Origin of the sequence: Blautia sp. AF19-10LB (genome assembly GCF_003461245.1) — a bacterium.
Classification (GTDB): Bacteria; Bacillota; Clostridia; order Lachnospirales; family Lachnospiraceae; genus Blautia_A; species Blautia_A intestinihominis.
This window is the reverse complement of record NZ_QTWS01000017.1, coordinates 62,475-83,203: the sequence shown is the minus strand read 5'-3', so window position 1 is coordinate 83,203 and position 20,729 is coordinate 62,475. Positions and strand designations below refer to the sequence as shown.

Sequence of the window (20,729 nt, the reverse complement as noted above, 5' to 3'; positions counted from 1 at the left end):
TTGCGCATTTACAGGTTTTCATATAATTTATTTGAAGTAGCACAATAGGTTAAATTATACTCTCTATATTACTTTATGCTGCAGCCATTTGCGACTGTGGAATCTCCAGGTAAAAATAATACTGCGGACAGTCCAGTCTGCGAACATTCCGATCCAGACGCCCATCGGACCAAAACCCATGACTCTGATCAGAAATACACAGAGGCAGAATCTGCATGCCCACATCGTACAGCAGGATGTGATCATGGAAAATTTCACATCTCCTGCCGCACGGAGCCCATACCCCGGAACAAATGCCATGGTCCATACAAGCGGTTTCATGATCGTGATCCACATCACCATATGGAAACACATATCTGCACTTTCTTTTTCCATGCCTCCAAGGATCGTGACTGGTTTTGTCAGTGCAAATACGATCAGGCAGCTTGTCAGTACTACGATTTCTGCAATTACGCAGAGCTTCTTTATGTAGTAGACTGCCTCGTCTTTTCTTCCTGCGCCGAGACACTGACCGACAATCGTCATCAGACCTACCCCCACACCGATTGCTGCGATACCATTCAGGTTTTCCAGAATGTTCGTCATCGCCTGTGCTGCGATCGCCGCAGTTCCAAGAGTAGAAACCGTAGACTGGATTGCCAGTTTGCCGAGCTGGAACATACTGTTTTCGACACCAGATGGAATTCCGATTCCGAGGATTCTTTTTATCATGGACCAGTTCGGACGGATCTTGAAATAATCACGTACTACGATCTCCTGACCTTCCCTTTCTTTTCGAAGCTGGATCAGTACTACTACCGCACAGAAAATACGGGAGATCAGTGTAGAAAGTGCCGCACCTGCTACTCCCATGTGGAAAACCCAGATCATAATGGCATTTCCGGCGATATTCATCACATTGGAGATCATGGAAATGGTCATAGGACCTCTGGTATTGTCCTGCGCACGGAAAATAGATGCTGCTGAATCATACGCCGCGATAAACGGGAAGGACAGGGCTGTATAAAAGAAATAAACTTCTGATGCCCTCATAACTTCCGCTTCGACTGAGCCAAAGATCAGTCTCAGAAGTGGTTTCTGGAAAACAAGGCAGATCAGACTCACCGCTACTGAAATGGCTGTGATGATAAACAACACCTGTCTTGCAGATTCATTTGCTTTTTCTTTGTTTCTCTGCCCGATATACTGTGCACAGACGATCGCACCGCCTGCTGCCAGTGCGGAAAATGCCTGAATGACGAGCACATTGATGGAATCCACCAGCGATACCGCCGAGATTGCCGCCGAACCGACATTACTCACCATCATGGTATCCGCAGTTCCCATGATCGAGTTCAACAACTGTTCCAGCACGACCGGAATAAGTAGATTCCGGATCATGCGATTCGTGAACATATGCTGTTGCTGTTCCATTTTTCCACCTCAACTTCCCCATAAAACAATTTGTAAAAATTACCGGCGGTCATGCCGCCTCTGACATTATGTTCCTGTGACATGCTCCCACCACTTAAATCTTACAGATTTTGAAGTGGAGGCTTCCTGCTCGATCACCCTTCAGGGCAAAGCTAAAACAGGCTATCCCCGCGTGTCCCGCGGTTCTTTTTTATCTGGTTACAGATTTTTCTATGTGCCGCTACGCACACTTTTTATATATCTTTTTTCCTTCTTCCAGGATATTGACAGCTGCATTCACATCCCGGTCCATCCGGTTTCCACATTCACATATGTATGTCCGTTCTGACAAAACCAGTTCTTTCTTCTTATTCCCACATACGCTGCATATCTTACTGGATGCAAAATAACGGTCTACTTTTATAAGATATTTCCCACGTTCTTCCAGCTTATATCCAAGCATCGAAAGGAACTGCCCATATCCGTTATCCTGTATCCTTTTTCCAAAGTGCAGACCTCCGGCTATCCCTTTCAGGTTCAGATCTTCCACACATACCGCATCATACTTCTCCGCAAGGTCATGACTGAGCTTATGATGGAAATCTTTCCTCTGGTTCTTTATCCTTTCATGACATAATGCAACCCTTTTCCTCTGTTTTTGATAGTTCCTGCTGCCCTTTTCGCATCTGGAAAGTTTCCTCTGTTCCCGGGCAAGCTTTTTCTCAGCACTCCGGTAGAACATCGGATATCCAGCTCTTTCACCGGTAGAAAACACACACAGCCCATGCATGGCAAAATCAATCCCCAGAAATTTTTCTGCCTGTCTTTTCTCCGCTGTTTGGTTTTCACAGTCGAACAACAGACTTGCAAAATATTTTCCGGTTGGTTCCCTGCTTACAGTCACTGATTTTAGTTTCCACCCTTCCGGTATCGAACGGTGAAGTTTTATTTTTATGGGTGTCATCTTTGGTAGTTTCAGAGACTTTTCCTGCAGGCAGATATTTCCATTTATCATATTTATTGTATAAGATTTCCGGGAATTTTTTTGATTTGTAATTTGGGAATCCCACTTTCGGTTCCCGAAAAAATTTCCGGAAGGCTCCTTCCAGGTTCCTCTGCACATTTGCCAGTGCAAGAGAATCTGCTTCTTTCAGCCATGGATATTCTTTTTTATATCCGGCCGGTGTATTTTTCAGCATCTTTTTTTCTTTCTGGTAATAACTGATCTTATCCGCAAGCATCTGATTATAAAGGAAACGGCAGCAGCCGATTGTTTTCTCTATCTGAGATATCTGTTCTTTATTTGGATAGATTCTTATTTTTACTACCCGGTTTATTTTTCTCACCCTGACTTTCTATATACTGACGGATTGATTTTATTTCTACGAACATATTGTTCTTTTTTATTATAATATATTTGTTTTATAGGAACAAGTGTTTTTATGAATTATTCGAGCAGATATGCTCAAAGGGTTACTGTTCACTCCGTTCACAGTAACTTGGTCAAAATCCATTCCAAATCACCTTCGGTGATGGGATTTTGCCATATTCATGGCAAAACACCTCGCGGGATACTACCTGTAACGCAAATAACGTTTTTTTAACATATTATGACATATTACGGGAGCAGTTCATATGCAATGCGCGGGCTTCCATCCCGGACATGCACGATGCCGCAGCTTACGAAACCGTATTTTTCCAGTACGTGCTGCATTACTTTGTTATCCTTATGTGTGTCGATCCGAAGATGTGGTACCTGTGCGCTACAGTAATCCATGACATGACCGATGACACCCTGCACGGTTCCGTCGCTGGCTACCCGATGCACGGCAGCATAAGGTTCCTCTGACTTCCAGTTTCCTTCTTCTATCTCCAGATAGGTCGGATCTTCTCCTATAATAAAGGCAAATACTGCATGAATACTCGCTTCCTCCAGTACATACAGATTTCCCTGGCGGATATCTTCCTCGATCAGAGCTTCCGGTTCGTCACCTTTACCCCACTGTGAATGGTTACCGTTTTTTCTCATAAACTGTCTTGCCATCTCGTAGATCTCCCGGATTCTCGGAAGATCCTGCGGTGTGGCTTTTCTTATTGTACAGGACATGCATTTTTCCTCACTCTCTGTAAATTATAATAGTTTCTTATAATACTCCCTGTTCCTGCATCTCTCTGGAGACATTCACATATCTTTTGCTATTTTCAAGGTTTCTCAATTTTTCTTCCCAGGCAAGATTTCGTTTAATTTTTGCCGGACTGCCCATCACAAGGGAGCCATCCGGTATCACGGTATTCTTTGTCACAAGGCTTCCGGCTCCAATGATACAGTCGTTTCCGATCTTTGCACCATCAAGGATCACTGCCCCCATCCCGATCAGGCTTCTGTCTCCGATCGTACAGCCATGGATCACTGCATTGTGCCCTACAGTGACATTATTTCCAATATGAACCGGCATGTTACGGCTTACATGAATTGTACAATTCTCCTGAATATTCGACTCATCTCCAATCACAACCGGAGCCTCGTCGCCACGGATCACCGCAAAATAAAACACACAGCTGTCTCTCCCAATCGTCACATCCCCTGCGAGCACAGACTGCTTTGAAATTCTCGCATCTTCTGATATTTTTACACTTCTATAATTCATTGTATCTTCCTCTGACTTCTGCAATTCTGCCAATATGTTTTTAGTGTAGCAAACCCTGCTTTTGCTGTCAATCATTGAACACACTCACGTTGCTTACTTGAGATACAATAAAAGTGCCATACGATTTTCTACTGCTCTGTATGACACTTACTTATAATTGCTATATTCTATATTCTCTATTTTAATATGTAAAAATGCAAGAACAAGCCTGAGGCTATCTGCCATAATATGATAGATAGCCTCAGGCTTCATTAACATCAGTATCCTTCTCTTCGCCTTTCCTTCCGTAGTGTATATCGCTTTTCTCCGCCTTCCCATTCTGCCTTTTCAGACTCTGTCTCTACGATAAGACCCGGTACGTCCACTTTGTTGTCGTCCTCATCCAATGCCACCATAACTTCATAAGCTCTGTTAATCATCCTGCGTGTTCCATCCGACTCCTCCACATAAGTATCAATTCGTACTTCCATAGAGGTCCTGCCTACATAGGTCAGTTTTCCGATCAGCACAACCACATCTCCCAGATAAGCACCTGCTTTAAAATTCAGGTTATCTACACAGGCTGTTGTAACAATCGTACCGGCATGACGGCGAGCTACAATCCCCGCCATCTCATCAATCCACTGCATCAGCACTCCACCAAAGAGACGTCCATAACAGTTGATATGTTTATTCATGATCAGAAATGTATTCTCCGTACGGGAATCCTCTACCCGTTTCATTCTATGCACTTATTTCCACCACTTTCCATATAGAATTTGCAAACTGCCGCCAGTGAATCTCTCCAACTGGCAAACTTTTCAAATCTCAGAACATTCACAGGTTGTTTTTCTTACAATCAAAGTTGGCTCCATAATAATACGCTCTGTTTTCGCATCTTTGTCATTTAACTGTTTCAACATCAAATGTGCTGCTTTTTCACCCATTTCATCTACATGCTGGCTTATCGTCGTCAGTTCGATACCATACATTGACGCCATTGCAATATCATCAAAACTTATGATTGACAACTCTTCAGGAATACGGATTCCCGCTTTCCTGCAGCCATCCATAAAACCGATTGCAGTCATATCGTTTACCACAACCATCGCACTTGGACGCTCTTTTATTTCTAAAAATTGCTGTGCCAGCGCCCGTCCTGTTTCTAATTTCAGATCGCTCTCAAACACACATTTCTCATCAAAAGAAAAGCCATAATTCTCAAGTACCTGTCGGTAACCTGCAAAGCGCTGACTGGATGCAGAAGATACCCCCGGTCCTTTGATAAAGCCTATGTGACGGTGTCCCAGTTCAATCAGATGCATAGTTGCCTGATATCCTGCCTGAAAATTATCAATTAACACCGAATCTCCTGTATAATATGGTAGAATACGATTAACAAGCACCTTTGGCATTTCCATATTTTTCAGTCTCTCTTCTATTGCTTTTTCCTGTGCCGTTATCAAAATCAAACCTGCAAAATTAAATTGCTCTGTTAATTTCAAAAATTCCAGTTCTCTATCAATGTTATATTCACTGTTCAGAACCATTACCATATAACCATTGTCGTTAAGAATCCTCTGAATATTAAATGTCAAATCTGCATAAAACGGATTTCGAATATCTCCCAGTATCAATGCCACTATGTTCATCCGTCCCTTACTTAAACTCTGGGCTATCGTATTTGGCTGATATCCTATTTCATTGATAAAGTCCATCACTTTTTTACGAAGTTCCGGACCGACACCTTCATTTCCATTGATTACGCGAGAAACTGTTGATTTTGAAACGCCTAACATCTCTGCAACATCTGAAATGCCATACTTTCCATTCTTCATGCATTTTCTCCTTTTCTCTTCAATTTTACATCATGCACTTTCTTTTCGCAATAGATATTCTGGTAATAATATTTATCATTACTGTCGAAGCTTAGGTGCTCTGCTGTTCATCATCAGAATCACGATCAGAATAATTCCCTGGATCAGAGATCTTAATCCTGCGGCCATATTTAATGCCTGAAGAATATTTGTAATAAGTACCAGCACCAAAGCACCAAGAGCACCTCCAATGAATGTACCTTTTCCACCTGTCAGTTTGGTTCCACCAATAACTACTGCTGCAACAGAAAGCATTGTATAGCTGCTTGCCATATTCATCTGTGCCGTTCCTGCATATCCAACCAGCATAAGCCCTGCAAATCCCGCCATAGCTCCACCAAACACATACGCCAGGATAATTATCTTTTTACTGTTGATACCACAGAGATTTGCCGCATTTCTATTATTACCTGCCAGAAACAGACTTCTTCCATAGCGGCTTCTTCTCAGGAACAGAACTTCCAGTAAGATCAAAACAATGAGCACTACTGTTGGCAGGATTCTCAGTGGACCTACTAATGTTTTTGAGATTCCCTGTAATTCCTTTCCTACCATAACAGATGGCTGCCCTTTTGTAACCATGATTGAAAAGCCATCTACAACATTTGACATAATCAGCGTCATAACCAGCGGAACAACCTTTAACATTTGAACTCCGGTGCCATTAATTGCGCCGACAACAGCTCCCATAAGCATAACAGCAGGAATCATTAAAATAAATGAGGCTACGCCAGATCCTACATTTATCATTGGACCAAAGAGAGCTGTCATAGACATGATTGCACCAACAGACATGTCAAGCCCACTGTCACCTGATATGATTACCGCTGCCTGGCCAATTGACGCAAGTGTAAGAATTGACGTTGTCATCAAAATACTTGAAATATTATTCATAGACAGAAAACCTTTGCTCAGACACTGTCCAAGAATTAAAAGAGCAACCGTTCCTATAATTGCCGGAAGATATGGATTGTTAAGCTTTTTCAGTGTTTTCATCTCTTTCCTCCTATAGCTCTCTTTATTTTTGTTTTGATTTCTTTATCTGATGCTGCAATAGACACTGTAACTCCAATCAGCAGGATCAGTCCCTGTATAAAGCTCTGTACTATAGAACTTAAATTTGCAGATACGACAATAGAAATCAGAATACTCAGGAAAGAGGCGCCGAAAATACCACTCCATATTCCTCCGATTCCTCCATTCAGAGAAACACCGCCGATAACTGCCGCTGCGATAGAATTCATACTCATGGCAGATCCTACTGTCGGACTTCCGGCACATATATTGGCACTTATACAAATACCGGCAACTCCTGCCGCCAGACCGGCAAATGTATGCACAAAAAATCTTAACGCAGCAACATTTATTCCTGATGCATACGCCTTCTTTACATCTTTACCCAACGCATAAATATGCAATCCCACAGGTAATTTCATTACAAATATCCATATAAGTACAAGAATGGCTATCAATACTACCGGCGTCGGAATAATACCAAACATATTTCCCAGATACCAGTCACCAAAAGTGAAATCAATATAGCCACCAGGATATGGCAAAATCCATAATGCAATTCCTGCAAATGCAATTGATGTTGCAAATGTTGCCAGCAGCGGATTAACTCTCATGATGCCTACAACAAAACCATTGAACATTCCACACAGAACTGCAGTCAACAGCCCCAGCAATGCAGCCTGCGGTACAGAAAATCCTTTCTCAAAAGCAGTAACAATAACCACATTTACCAGCGACACGATCGAACCAAGAGAAATATCAGTACCTGCAACAAGAATCGTAGCAGTTACACCGATTGCCACACAAATCGCACCTGCATTAGTGGAAATGAAGGATCGAAAAAAAGATACACTCAGTCCACCTGTCATTACTCCATTAATCCCAAGAAATATTACAAACAATAATAATGCCGGAAATGCATTCCATGACATCAGTTTCTTTACTTTGTTCATCTGATTTTATCCTCCTTTCAATTATGCCTGCATTTGTTTTTCTTCAATCGGCATAGATGCCGCCGAAATGTTCTCTCTTGTAATAGCATCGCCCTCAAGAATTGCAGAAATATGCCCTTCATACATAACAATAACCCTTGAACATTCTGCCATAGATGTAACATTTACCAGCTCATCATCATCACTGGAAATCATGATTACCGCATTTCCCTCTTCTGCAAGTTTCACAAACTCTTTATGAAGATCTGTTCTTGCTTTAACATCAATACCTTTTGTAGGGTCATTTGCCAGAAGAAGCCGCGGCTTTGTGCTTAACCACCGTCCTACAACAACTTTCTGCTGGTTACCACCGCTCAATGCAGTAATCAGCTGTCCCGGATTATCGTATTTAACATTAAAGCTGTCCAGAACAGACCTGGAATCACCGATTTTTTCATGCTTGACCAGTTCTTTCACTGCTGCAAGATTCTCAGCCAGATTACGCTCCTGGAATGTTCCATCCCGTTCCCTGTCGCCGGAAATAAATGCAAATCCATTTGAAACTGCCTGTCTGGAATTATGAATAGAAACCTCTTTGCCATCGATGATGATTTTTATTTCTCCCAGGTTACCATACAGCGAATTGACAAGATCGGTCTGACCATGTCCCTGCAGTCCTGCAACACCTATAATCTCTCCCTTTCTGATCTCCAGACTTTCCTCTGTTCCATAGGAAGGAATTTTTATGTGTGGTGCTTTGATCAATATATCTTTTTCACTCTTTGCCTGACGGTTTTTATGTTGTCTGCCAGTCTCTACTTTTGATCCTACCATCAGAGAAAGTAACTCACTTTCCGTTTTTTCCTGCATCGGATAAGTACCGAGGGTCTCTCCGTTTTTCATAATCGTGACACTGTCACACATAGCATATAATTCTGACATACGATGCGAAATAAATAAAACCATACATCCCTTTTTCTTCAGATCTTTTATAATATCATCAACGATTTCTACATCTTCTCTGTATAAAGCTGACGTGATCTCATCAATAATAAGAAGTTTTGGTTCCTGAACCAGTGCTTTGGCAAGTTCTACCATATACTGCTGGTTTGGTGCAAGATCTTCTACTTTTTTTGTCGCAATGTTTTCTAATTTCATCACCTTTAAAATTTCCAGCGACTTTTCTTTAATTCTTTTTTTATCTGTAAAAATGCCTTTTAAAGGTACGTCACATATGCAGATATTTTCTTCTACCGTCAGATTTCCGAACAGACTCAGTTCCTGGCTTGTCATTATTACATGATTTTTTTTCGCTTCTTTCGGTGATTTGAAATCAATCGATTGTCCGTCAAAAATAATTTCTCCGGAATTTTTACTTATCAGTCCACCCAGAGCTTTTGCCAGTGTCGACTTTCCAGATCCATTTCCACCTAAAATAGCCCTGACTTCTCCATTTTCAATTTCCATTTCAGCGTGTTTTATTGCTACAACAGCACCATATTTTTTTGATATATTTTGAAAAATAAGCCCCATATTGCCTCCTCCTGTATCCTGTCTATATTAAAAACAGGACTGGCGGAGGCATCAACTACCGCCAGTCCCTGAATACGGTTTCTTTATTTGAATAATTTGTCGACAGCTTCGTCTGACATATAACCGTCTAATGCAGCCGTATCAGCTGAATCTTTTAACAGTTCCATTGCTTCATCCAGTGAAATAGCTTCTGTATTTTCCAGTCCTTCCATCCACGTAGCGTCCGGCTGTGCTTCCTTGGTAACAACGTACGGCGGGGCTACCATGACTGTATTAATCAGATTTTCATCCATTGGATTTGCAACTAAATTAGCCTCATCGATTTCTTTTCCCTGAAGCAATCTCACAGCTACCTCAAGTGCTACAGTTGCATTACCTGGTGCATACGGAACACCAATTGTATTAAGATCTTCCATTTCTGCCCATTTTGCAAAGAAGGATTTTGTGTAATCTCCTGTCATAACCGGGATATCTTTACCGGCATTTTCATATGCTTTGATAACACCTTCTGCCATTACGTCCTGTTCAAGAATCGCATCAATACTGTCGTAGCTTGATAAAAATGTCGTCATAACGGACTGTGCATCTGTCTGTGACCAGTTTCCAGGTGCGGAAGTAAGAACATTTACATCTGGATATTCTGCCAGAATATCATCATTAGCCTGCTCACGAATAGTATCTGCCGCATTACCAGATACACCAGTAATCTTTACGATATCGCCTTTTCCTTCGATCTGTTCCATCAGCCACATTGCCTGGATCTTCTGCCATGTATAATTATCTCCACAGACACAGATCGTATCTTCATAAGCTGCCGGGTCATTTGCAATCACTACGAGAATTCCTTTTGCTTTTGCTTTCTCAACTGCGGATTTAATTGTTGTAGGAGATACCGCATCAATAAGAATTGCATCAACTCCTGAATCGATCATTGCATTTATCTGGTTCAGCTGCTCTGTTGCGTCACTGTTTGAGTTGGAGATCATATAATCAGAAATAATACCTTCTTCTTTATATTCTTCTGCCTTGTTTTCAAAATCCTCTACCATCTGTGCACGCCAGGTATTTCCCCAGTAACCATTTGACAGACCAATGTAGAATCCTTCTGTTTTCGCTTCTTTTTCTTCGTCTTTTGCATATGCACATACGCTGCTCATAGATACTGCCATTAAACCTGCCATAACGATTGCCAATGCTCTTTTTTTCATATTGTTTTCTCCTTATTATATAGTTTTGTATAGTTTTATTTTCCCCTAATAGATATTCTTATAAAACAGCTATAAACTTGTCAGAACCATCCTCAATAGCCGGTTCATGTCCTGGCAGAATATAATGTGCAAACTGTCGGATGCGTTCAAAGCTTTCATATGTTTCCGGAACCATTACCACGATATTCGGCTCCAGATTACCATTTACATTTTCTGCCACATTACAGATATCACCTGAAACACATACAACTCCGTCCTTTGTGTCAAACATTACTGACTGATGTCCTCTTGTATGTCCTGGCGTTGTAATCACTCTCAGTCCTGGCAGGATTTCTGTATCTCCCTCAAGGAAATTCCACTGGAAATAATTAACTGCATTCTTGTCGTAGCAAAGTTTATCGTAGAAAGGCGCCTCCGGCACAAGAGGATTAAATGCAGCTTCCCACTCTTTTTTCTGAACGTAGAACTTAGCATTTTTAAATTCTCTGTTACTTCCGCTATGGTCACAGTGAAGATGTGTGTTGATAACAATATCAATGTCATCAGGTTCCCATCCCATGACTCTCTTAATTGCAGCTGTTGTAACCTGATCTGGTGTCTGTTTTACTCCAGGTTCCGCTTTTCTGTATTCTTCGAGATCACGAATTCCCGTATCTACAATCACCTTATGTATTCCATCTGTCGCCCCTGCACACCAGATCGGAACTGTAATACGTTCACCTTTTCCTTTAAAATGTGTCATAGCTGAACGATCCAGATCAATACTTCCTACCTGAATAGCCCGCACTGTCCATTTTGCCATCCTAATACCTCCTTTATTTAAGATAACGTTTTCTTAGTAAGATTCCATTTTTCTAAAATTTTGTTTAGAAAACGGTTTCTTGTTTTGATAACCAGAGTATACAGTTCTATTGTTCAAAAATCAATAGTTTTTATACTTTTTTATCGTATTCGTCCTGTTTACCAAATATTTTTTGGTTATTTTGTGCATGTTTTCCATATTGACTTTCCATTATTTTTACATTATCATGTTCACATAAGCGAAACCGTTTTCTTAAAAGGAGGTTAATCAAATGCTTTCTGGAACAGACAAATGGAAAGGGTTGGTCGATTTTCAATTAGAACCATTAAATCCTGGTTCAGATATTCTATGTTATACCAGCCTTCCCACAACACTGTATGATGCTTTATGTAAGACAGCGCAGTCGTTTCCAGACAAAACAGCGATTGTAGACAATTATGACCGTTCCTGTACCTATACAGATCTGCTGGCAAAGACAGACGCTTTTGCTTCTTATCTGTACCAAAAGCAGAATATTCACAGGAATAGTCACGTTGCTCTGATGATGTATAACTGTCTGGAATTCTGTGTATCGTTTCTTGCTTTGTTAAAACTTGGCGCTGTCACTATTCCACTCCCAAGTAAATACAAAAAGCAAGAAGTATCCTCGTTAGTAGAAAAAGCTGATGTGAGCTGTATCATCTGCGATCAGGATTTCTATAAATGGTTTGAAGATTTTGAAACTCAGGGAATTCGACGCATCGCCTGTTCTGATATTGAAAAAGGCTATGGACTGGCTACTTATCATTCTCCTGAAACTGAAAGTCCGGTCTGCCATGATTCCTTTGATGACGCAATCATCATGTTCACATCGGGAACAACTTCTCAAAGCAAGGGCGTTGTGATCAAAAACTACAATATTATGAATGCAGTAGCTACTTATCAGAAAATCCTAAACATCACAGCTGACGACATTTCAGTGATTCCCATACCTATTTATCACGTTACAGGAATGGTTGCACTACTCGGTCTGTTCATACATTGCGGAGGAACCTTATATTTACACAAAATATTTAATGCCAGGCGGGTGCTTCAGTGTGTAAAAGAGCATAATATTACTTTTCTTCACGCATCACCTACAGTCTTTTCCATGCTTCTGGAAGAAAAAGATTTATTTCCATCTCTTCCGACGCTGAAACAGTTTGCATGCGGAAGCAGTAACATGCCGAAAGAAAAACTCACCGCCATACACAACTGGCTTCCTCATTCTGTTTTTCATACAGTATATGGACTGACAGAAACAACCTCTCCAGCCACTATTTTTCCTGGTGATGCGAGTACCAGTCCTTATATCGGTTCTTCCGGTTTTCCGGTTCCCGGAACTGTTTTTGAAATACGCGATGACAATGGCGCCCCACTGAAAGACGGTCAGATTGGAGAAATATGGATTCATGGCAATGTGGTACTTACTTCCTACTATAAAACAGATACTCCTTCCCTGAAGGATGGATGGCTTGGAACCGGAGATCTAGGATATTTTAATGAAAAAGGTTATCTGTTCGTAGTGGATCGCAAAAAAGATATGATTAACCGAGGAGGTGAAAAAATCTGCAGCTTTGATGTAGAAAATGAAATTTATAAGTTAAAAGGAGTAAATGAGGCAGCTGTTGTAGGTATTCCGGACGATGTTTACGGCGAAGTCGCAGCGGCTCTTGTAAAACTTGGTCCCGGAAGTGATCTGGACGAACCTAAAATCCAGGCACTTCTGCACAAAAAAATTGCAAAATACAAAATTCCAAAGCGAATTCTCATTACTGATGAAATTCCCCTTACCCCTAACGGTAAGATAGACAAACGTGCTATTCGGAAAATGTTCTGAAGCACCACTATGACAGGAGGACATTATGAAAAAGCCAAAATTTGTAACCGGCGAAGAAGCCGCAGCTATGATAAAAGATGACAGTACCATTGCAACAATAGGCATGACCCTGGTTTCTGCATCTGAAACTATTCTGAAAGCTATCGAAAAGCGTTTCCTTGAAACAGGAAGTCCCAACCATCTGACACTGGTTCACTCCTGTGGACAGAGCGACCGTGACAGAGGTATACAGCATTTCTCACATGAAGAAATGCTGTACCGTATCATCGGAGGACACTGGGGTCTGCAGCCACGTATGATGAAACTTATCTCAGAAAATAAAATCCTTGCCTACTGTATCCCTCAGGGACAGTTCGCTCAGCTGTACCGCAGTATGGCAGGAGGTGAACCTGGAAAAATCACCAAAGTAGGTCTTGGAACTTTTATTGATCCGCGTATTGATGGTGGAAAAATGAATGCCATTACAAAAGACGCACCCGATATTGTAGATGTTGTCACAATTGATGGTGAAGAATACATGCGCTATAAGCCAATTCCACTTGATTACTGTATTATCCGGGGAACTTATGTAGATGAAATGGGAAACCTCACCACAGATGAAGAAGCAATGCAGCTGGAAGTATTTTCCGCTGTTATGGCCTGCAAGAAATTCGGCGGCAAAGTTATCGCCCAGGCAAAATATAAAGTAAAATCCGGTACTCTTCACTGCAAGCGAGTTACTGTTCCGGGAATCTTTATTGACGCAGTTGTTATGTGTCCGAATCCAGAAGAGGATCATCGTCAGACACACAGTTTTGCATTTGATCCTGCCTACTGTGGAGACATCAAAGTTCCTGTTTCCGATTCTGATGCACTTCCTATGAACCTCCGCAAAGTCATTGGACGACGTGCTCTCATGGAACTTCAGGTTAACGATGTACTGAATGTAGGAACTGGTATTCCCAATGATGTTGTCGGCCCGATCATCTCCGAAGAAGGTGTTGGCGACGATGTAACTGTCACTGTAGAATCAGGTATTTACGGTGGTATTCCTATGGGTGGTATTGATTTTGGTATCGCCAAAAACAATTTTGCACTCTTAAGACACGATGACCAGTTTGACTACTATAATGGTGCCGGCGTAGATGTCACCTACATGGGTGCCGGTGAAATTGACCCGGACGGAAATGTCAATGCAACCAGACTCGGTCCAAATCCTACCGGAGCCGGTGGTTTTATCGATATAACAACCAATGCCAAACATGTTGTCTTCTGCTCTTCTTTTACAGGGAAGGGTCTCGACTGCTCGTTTGAGAATGGTCAGCTTCATATCAATAAAGAAGGCAGTCTTATCAAATTTGTAAATAAAGTACAACAGATTTCCTATAATGGAAAAATAGCCAGAGAAAAACATCAGAAAATGCATTATATCACAGAACGTGCTGTATTTGAACTCAGACCAGAAGGACTTGTGCTTACAGAAATTGCCCCTGGCATTGACCTTCAGACCCAGGTTCTTGATCTGATGGAATTCAAACCAATCATCAGTGAAAATCTGAAAGAAATGAATCCGGCAATTTTCTCTGAAGCAATACCCTACGGACTGAAAGATATCATTCGTAACCATTAAAATTTTTAACATAAAAAAATCATTTAGGAGGATTATATCATGAGATTAAAAGACAAAGTAGCAATTGTAACAGGTTCCGGACGTGGTCTGGGAAAAGGAATTGCCATGAAACTCGCAGAAGAAGGTGCAAAAGTAGTTGTCGCTGATATGGCACCTGCTGATGATACAGTTGCGGAAATCGTTGCAAAAGGGGGGACAGCTTCGGCTTTTGCTGTAAACGTTTCCAAACAGGAAGAAGTACATGCACTGGTAAAATACGCCATTGACACTTATGGAACGCTGGATATTATGGTAAACAATGCAGGTATCAACCGTGATGGCATGCTTCACAAAATGCCTGTAGAAAACTGGCAGATGGTAATTGATGTCGATCTTACAGGCGTATTCTTTGGTACCCAGGAAGCTCTGAAACACATGCGTGCTCAGGGAAGCGGACGTATTATCAATATTTCTTCCGGAAGCTGGCTTGGAAATATCGGACAGGCTAATTACGCCGCTGCCAAAGCAGGCGTTGTAGGTCTCACTAAAACCGCCGCACGAGAAAGTGCCCGCAAAGGCATCACATGCAATGCCATCTGCCCTGGATTCATTGAAACCGATATGACTCTTAAACTGAAAGAAGTAAATGATGGAGCCGCATGGGACAGCATGATGCAGAGAATCCCTATGGGATATGCAGGTAAACCTTCTGACGTAGGAAATATGGTTGCCTTTCTTGCATCTGATGAGGCTGCCTATATCACCTCAGAAGTTATCAATGTCGGTGGTGGAATGATCGTTTGAGCAAGTCAAAATTTCAGCTGATTTATGTCATAAAAAATATGGAGGAACTCAAAATGAAAGATGTAGTAATTGTAAGTGGTGTACGTCTCCCTGTAGGAAGTTACGGTGGCAGCCTGAAAAGTATTTCTGCTATTGACATGGGAGCTATGGTTGTAAAAGAAGCAGTTAACCGCGCAGGAATCCAGCTGTCAGATGTTGATGAGGTTATCATCGGACAGGTAGGACAGATTGCAGAAAATGGATTTGTAGCAAGAGCGATCAGTCTGAAAGCCGGCATGCCAAAAGAAACAACTGCTTATTCTGTAAACAGACAGTGTGGTTCTTCCCTTCAGTCCATTGCAGATGCTGTTATGGAAATCCAGACTGGACAGGCTGATGTTGTAGTTGCCGGAGGTGCAGAGAATATTTCTCAGCTTCCGTATTATGTAAAAGATGCCCGCTGGGGCGCACGTATGGGTCACAAAACATTCGAGGATGGAGTCATTGATATTCTGACCTGGCCATTGGATGGAAAACATAATGGTGTGACCGCAGAAAACGTGGCATCAAAATATAATGTAACCAGAGAAGAACAGGACGAATTCGCTCTTGAAAGTCATCAGCGTGCTGTGGCAGCTATCAAAGCGGGAAAATTCAAAGATGAAATTCTCCCGGTTGAATTAAAAGACCGAAAAGGTAATGTGACTGTTTTTGATACAGATGAAGGTCCAAGAGAAGGTCAGACTCTTGAAAAGCTGGCAAAACTCCGTCCTTGTTTCGTAAAAGGTGGCACTGTTACCGCCGGCAACTCTTCAAGTCTTAACGATGGTGCAGCTGCAGTTGTAATTATGTCTGCTGACAAGGCAAAAGAACTTGGTGTTACTCCTAAACTGAAAATTGTTGATTTTGCAGTAGCAGGTTTCGATGCTGAACTGATGGGTTACTCCCCAAAATTCTCCAGTGAAAAGCTGGCATCAAAACTCGACATCAATCTGAAAGATATTGATATGTTTGAAATCAACGAAGCATTTGCAAGCCAGGCTTATGCCGTAAGAAGAGACCTTGGTCTTGACAAAGACAAAGTAAACATCTATGGTGGTGGTATTTCCATTGGACATCCAATCGGTGCGACCGGATGTGTGCTTACCGTAAAAGTTCTCTATGAATTAATGAGAACAGATAAGAAGGATGCCATGATCAGTATGTGCATTGGCGGCGGACAGGGTATCTCCATGTACTTCACCAAATGTTAAACTTCTTAATCGTCCCCTTTTTACACAGATAAATTCCTACAAAGAAAAGAGGCTGTTGCACTGGACATTTCCAGGCGGCAGCCTCTTTTTTGTTGCCCCTGACAGTACAGTTCTCTACATAAATGTGGTAGTTTCTGATAACAGAACTGACACAAATTTCATATTACGTTCTACAATATCTTCCGGAAACTAATTTTTTTCAGAAATTCCCTCTCTGTTTCCGGTTCCGGTCTTATTCTTAAATTCATACGGTGTACATCCCATCTGGCTGCGGAAAACTTTGCCGAAATAGCTGGCAGAATGAAAGCCGCAGTTCTGAGAAACTGTCGTGATCGTCTCAGAGGTATTTCTCAGCATGGTACACGCCATCTGCAGGCGGTAGTCTTTGAGATAAGCACCCGGTGAAATATGGATTTCTTCCTGAAAACATCGAAGTGCTTCTCTTTTGCTTACTTTCGCAGCGTCTGCAATATCGCTCAGGGAAATTTCATTTCTGTATTCTTTATGAATAAAGGCCAGCATTTCTTTGAGACGTTCTTCTTTTTCTGAAGTACGAAGTTTGGCAGTTTCCGGTTCCACGCCTAACATGTGGATAAAATCTATCCACATCTCTGCTATCTTATTGCGAAATGCCATCTCATATCCGAATGCCTTTTTGTCCTGGATTCGATCCATTTCCAGCATATCTTCCAGCACTTTTCTCTGCATTTCACTTTCTCGACGCAGCACCGCCGCCTGAAATTTGTGATCATACAAAACAGGGCAGATATATTTTTTATGTAAAAGGCTGCCTTCTTCTGCCAGAAATTCCGGTCGGAACATAAAGACCTGGCTTCCGGCATCCTCCATTTCCTGCGGAAAAATCACCTGATGCATCACGTTTGTGTTAATAAAAATACCATCCGATTTCCTGAGACGGATGCAGTTTCCTGCTGTCCAGTAATCTATTTCCCCTTCTCGGACATAAAGAATCTCCAGTTCCTCATGCCAGTGCCAGGGAACAACCCGGCTGTTCCCCGCTGTTATGACCATATCTCTGCTGCAGCATGGATAATTTTCCTGTAATTCAAACATATTTTCTTTGCTTGTGTCTGTGATAATCAGATCTTCCAGTAACATTTTCTCACTCCAGTTTAATTTATTCTGGCGTTATTTTACCATATATATGGCGTTATTTCTATTTTTTTCTTATGTTATAAGCGTTATTATTATAAAAACGTTAGATTTCACTTTATACACGATTGCTTATTCACCATCATTCAAAAAGGAGGATCGCTATGACATTTGATATATTTCATCAGTTACTCTATCTCAGCTCCAGTCAAAAGGATTCCTCTGCCTTTCTTCAAAAACTGGAACACATAACTGTCACAGATGTCGCACAGGCTTATGCCTCACTTCAGATTTCTTCCAAGAATCCTCTTCCTGCTTCCGGCATGCCCCATTCTGCCTGAGTTCGGTATTGCGATTCCTTCCATTTGCCGGTAATATTCAGCTTATTTTTTCACTATATACAATATATATAACAAGTGCCATACGGTTTTCTTGCTCCGTATGGCACTTGTTTATAAGTATTCTCTATTTTAATATGTAAAAAACGCAAGGATCATATACACCACGATCGACACAATACAATACAGTGAATTTGTCGTGGATACATACGCACTTCCATCTTCTCTCTTGAGGAAAGTCTGCATACTGAACGTAGCCGGTGCAGACATATAGGTGATCACCGCAAGATCCAGCAGTGTATTACTTCCGATAAAACTATGTACCGCCAGGAGAACACCCACGATCATAACTGCCTGCAAAGCAATACGCATCACGATCGTCCGGATACACGGACCAAAAAGTTCCGGTGTCAGTTCCATGCTGAAACCTACCACGATCAGGATGATCGCTGTCAGAGCTGTGGTCAGAATACTTTCCACGCTTGTATAAATCCCGCCTGCCGGGCTTGCAAGCAGAAGTTTGATCACGCCTGTCAATCCCGCAATGATTCCCAGAACACTCGCGATAAATGCCGGTGTTTTTACTGCGCTTACTGCAAGATTTTTTACATTGATCTTCTCACCGTTCTCGGTCTGTCCAAGCATTCCCATATAAATACTGAATCCAAAAAGCAGTCCCGCAATATCAAGAACTGCGATCTGTGACAGGTTTTCCTGTCCGCAGAGACTTGTGTACAGAGGATATGCCATCGAACCGCCCTCATACACACTGACCATAAATGGCAGATACTTGCGGTAATTTTCGGTCATGAGCGGTTTCATAAGAAATCCGATACTGAAAGATACCACAAGCATGATAAACATGATCCCGACCAGTTTCGCCGTTTCTGCTCCATAATCTGATGTCGCCAGTGCATGAAAAATTGCTACCGGAAGCATGATGTTTGTGACCAATGCTTTCATGTTGTCGATGCCGTTCTTGTTCAGCAGTTTCCATTTCCGGCATAAAATACCAAGAATGATCATCACCAGTACCGGCGATATGATTTCCAGAACTTTCATTTGTTTTTCTTCCTTTTTTACTAAAATAAAAAATACCCTGACCTCATAAAGTCCCAGGTACTTTCCATTATGTTAGCACTCTGAATCTCAGGTTTCAAGGTATTTTTCTTATACTTTTTATATTACTTTGAATGTCTTCCATTTTCCCTGTTTGAATCTCCACTCCGTTTGGAACTGCGCTCCGGAGGATCTTTTTCTGCAGGCTGACATCCAGTTTCATGATTCAGGTGCCAATGTAGCTGACCGGATTTTTTGAAGAAAATTCGATACAGTGCCGCACCTGCGTTATAGACTGCAAGTGTAGGATAGAAACATCCGCAATCAAATTATTTTGCGCATTCCTCAAGCCATTGAAAAATAACTGCTTCCTCTGTTTTAAGTACATCTGCAATCTGCGTGCTTGCCATTCCCAGCTTTGCAAGCTCTGCCGCAGTTTCCTTCGCCTTTCGCAGTTCTCCCTCTGTTAACCCGTCCTGCCTTCCACTGTCATATCCAGCCTCATATTCTGCTTCTCGAAGTTTCTTTTCTTCCTCTTCTTCTCTTAATATTTTGCACTGTTCCATTAACTCTCGGTTATGATTTTCATTGATATTCAGCGTAACTACTCTCAGCTCCAGATTTGGTTTTCCCTCCAAATGTTCAAATGCTTCAGACAGCAGATTTTCCCACCGATCTTCCTTCTTTCTTGTTCCATTATAAAACACAATAAAATTTGGTGCCGGTATCTTCTGTAAAATCGAAGGATACAATGATCTGTGATCCACCAATTTCTGATACTCACTGGATATGTACAATAAATCTCTCAACGGCATATTCGGATTATAGGTTGACTGATGTTCATATAAAAACAAATTCGTGTCTACAATAAATGCCAGATCATTTTTCATCCCCATATAAATAGCATTCTCAAGCGTTACAATTTCCAGTGCCTCTGGATTTTCATATGTAGTTCCATTAATCGCATTGTAAAGTGACAGTAGATTTTCACGATCAGAAAACAGCATCCGAAAAACTGTATCTTTATACTTCTTGTTTGCCCGCAACATCTTCCCGCTCATTTGTTTTTTCTTCGTTGTAACAGTTTCATGGTTCTTTCTTTTTGTCATAGGCATTACCTCCTGTTTTTTGCAGGAGCATCAAGAACGTGTCGTACTATTATTTAGTGCACTCCAAACCCTTGCTTTTCTTTTTAATTGGATTTAAAAGCATGGATTTCTGAAGTGAATATAGAAAATCAGACGGCAAAAAAGCCTTGAATTTGTAGAGAAATATGCTTTGGCTTTATAGTAGCATTGTTTTTCCTAAAATTCAATATATCTATATTAAATTTTTACTTTGCACATCCGCAG

At 41.4% G+C, this 20,729-nt stretch carries 19 protein-coding genes and 1 pseudogene; 5 read left to right on the top strand and 15 right to left on the bottom strand.

Annotated features, from left to right (window positions below; all coding sequences use genetic code 11):
* Positions 1-63 precede the first annotated feature (63 nt).
* The 12 genes and pseudogenes from DWX28_RS10750 to DWX28_RS10700 form a co-directional block, all read right to left on the bottom strand.
* Entirely contained in the window at positions 64-1,413 is a 1,350-nt protein-coding gene (locus DWX28_RS10750; RefSeq protein WP_118252668.1) for an MATE family efflux transporter, read from the bottom strand.
* A 220-nt stretch (positions 1,414-1,633) separates the two neighbouring features.
* Entirely contained in the window at positions 1,634-2,515 is an 882-nt protein-coding gene (locus DWX28_RS10745; protein ID WP_330417651.1) for an RNA-guided endonuclease InsQ/TnpB family protein, read from the bottom strand.
* Between the two features lie 136 nt (positions 2,516-2,651).
* Positions 2,652-2,738: pseudogene (locus tag DWX28_RS20540) on the bottom strand (helix-turn-helix domain-containing protein); the annotation flags it as partial.
* 272 nt (positions 2,739-3,010) lie between these two features.
* Entirely contained in the window at positions 3,011-3,499 is a 489-nt protein-coding gene (locus DWX28_RS10740; protein WP_022214328.1) for a hypothetical protein, read from the bottom strand.
* A gap of 37 nt (positions 3,500-3,536) precedes the next feature.
* Positions 3,537-4,040 (bottom strand): gamma carbonic anhydrase family protein, encoded by a 504-nt coding sequence (locus tag DWX28_RS10735; RefSeq protein WP_022214329.1) that lies wholly within the window; start codon positions 4,038-4,040, stop codon positions 3,537-3,539.
* A 257-nt stretch (positions 4,041-4,297) separates the two neighbouring features.
* Positions 4,298-4,771 carry an acyl-CoA thioesterase gene (locus DWX28_RS10730; protein ID WP_334290845.1) on the bottom strand — a complete coding sequence of 158 codons (474 nt, stop codon included), beginning with the start codon at positions 4,769-4,771 and terminating at the stop codon, positions 4,298-4,300.
* 69 nt (positions 4,772-4,840) lie between these two features.
* Positions 4,841-5,857 (bottom strand): LacI family DNA-binding transcriptional regulator, encoded by a 1,017-nt coding sequence (locus tag DWX28_RS10725; RefSeq protein ID WP_022214332.1) that lies wholly within the window; start codon positions 5,855-5,857, stop codon positions 4,841-4,843.
* A gap of 78 nt (positions 5,858-5,935) precedes the next feature.
* Complete coding sequence (locus DWX28_RS10720; RefSeq protein WP_022214333.1) at positions 5,936-6,892, bottom strand: ABC transporter permease; 957 nt, start codon at positions 6,890-6,892, stop codon at positions 5,936-5,938.
* Positions 6,889-7,863 carry an ABC transporter permease gene (locus DWX28_RS10715; RefSeq protein ID WP_022214334.1) on the bottom strand — a complete coding sequence of 325 codons (975 nt, stop codon included), beginning with the start codon at positions 7,861-7,863 and terminating at the stop codon, positions 6,889-6,891. Before DWX28_RS10715 ends, DWX28_RS10720 begins: the two co-directional genes overlap by 4 nt.
* A 21-nt stretch (positions 7,864-7,884) precedes the next feature.
* A complete protein-coding gene (locus DWX28_RS10710; protein ID WP_022214335.1) occupies positions 7,885-9,375 on the bottom strand; it encodes a sugar ABC transporter ATP-binding protein in 1,491 nt (496 codons plus the stop codon).
* Positions 9,376-9,458: 83 nt separating this feature from the next.
* Entirely contained in the window at positions 9,459-10,583 is a 1,125-nt protein-coding gene (locus DWX28_RS10705; protein ID WP_022214336.1) for an ABC transporter substrate-binding protein, read from the bottom strand.
* 58 nt (positions 10,584-10,641) lie between these two features.
* Positions 10,642-11,385, bottom strand: a complete 744-nt coding sequence (locus tag DWX28_RS10700) for an N-acyl homoserine lactonase family protein (protein WP_022214337.1) — start codon at positions 11,383-11,385, stop codon at positions 10,642-10,644.
* Between the two features lie 271 nt (positions 11,386-11,656).
* Between DWX28_RS10700 and DWX28_RS10695 the strand changes: the two genes are divergently transcribed.
* The 4 genes from DWX28_RS10695 to DWX28_RS10680 are packed head-to-tail and all read left to right on the top strand — an operon-like array spanning position 11,657 to position 16,867.
* The gene (locus DWX28_RS10695) at positions 11,657-13,243 is read left to right on the top strand and encodes a class I adenylate-forming enzyme family protein (RefSeq protein WP_022214338.1); all 1,587 of its coding nucleotides are present in this window, start codon (positions 11,657-11,659) and stop codon (positions 13,241-13,243) included.
* A gap of 25 nt (positions 13,244-13,268) precedes the next feature.
* Positions 13,269-14,852 (top strand): acyl CoA:acetate/3-ketoacid CoA transferase, encoded by a 1,584-nt coding sequence (locus tag DWX28_RS10690; RefSeq protein WP_022214339.1) that lies wholly within the window; start codon positions 13,269-13,271, stop codon positions 14,850-14,852.
* A 39-nt stretch (positions 14,853-14,891) separates the two neighbouring features.
* Positions 14,892-15,635: a 3-oxoacyl-ACP reductase FabG gene (fabG, locus tag DWX28_RS10685; protein WP_022214340.1), complete on the top strand. Its 744-nt coding sequence runs from the start codon at positions 14,892-14,894 to the stop codon at positions 15,633-15,635.
* A 53-nt stretch (positions 15,636-15,688) separates the two neighbouring features.
* A complete protein-coding gene (locus DWX28_RS10680; RefSeq protein WP_199611819.1) occupies positions 15,689-16,867 on the top strand; it encodes a thiolase family protein in 1,179 nt (392 codons plus the stop codon).
* A gap of 189 nt (positions 16,868-17,056) precedes the next feature.
* Here DWX28_RS10680 and DWX28_RS10675 read toward each other — a convergent pair whose 3' ends face one another.
* Positions 17,057-17,986 carry an AraC family transcriptional regulator gene (locus tag DWX28_RS10675; protein ID WP_118252667.1) on the bottom strand — a complete coding sequence of 310 codons (930 nt, stop codon included), beginning with the start codon at positions 17,984-17,986 and terminating at the stop codon, positions 17,057-17,059.
* Between the two features lie 158 nt (positions 17,987-18,144).
* Here DWX28_RS10675 and DWX28_RS19385 point away from each other — a divergent pair, with 158 nt between their 5' ends.
* Entirely contained in the window at positions 18,145-18,321 is a 177-nt protein-coding gene (locus tag DWX28_RS19385) for a hypothetical protein (protein ID WP_022214343.1), read from the top strand.
* 129 nt (positions 18,322-18,450) lie between these two features.
* Here DWX28_RS19385 and DWX28_RS10670 read toward each other — a convergent pair whose 3' ends face one another.
* Both DWX28_RS10670 and DWX28_RS10665 read right to left on the bottom strand, forming a co-directional pair.
* Positions 18,451-19,380, bottom strand: a complete 930-nt coding sequence (locus DWX28_RS10670) for an AEC family transporter (protein ID WP_022214344.1) — start codon at positions 19,378-19,380, stop codon at positions 18,451-18,453.
* A gap of 326 nt (positions 19,381-19,706) precedes the next feature.
* Complete coding sequence (locus tag DWX28_RS10665) at positions 19,707-20,486, bottom strand: hypothetical protein (protein WP_022214345.1); 780 nt, start codon at positions 20,484-20,486, stop codon at positions 19,707-19,709.
* Positions 20,487-20,729: the final 243 nt, after the last annotated feature.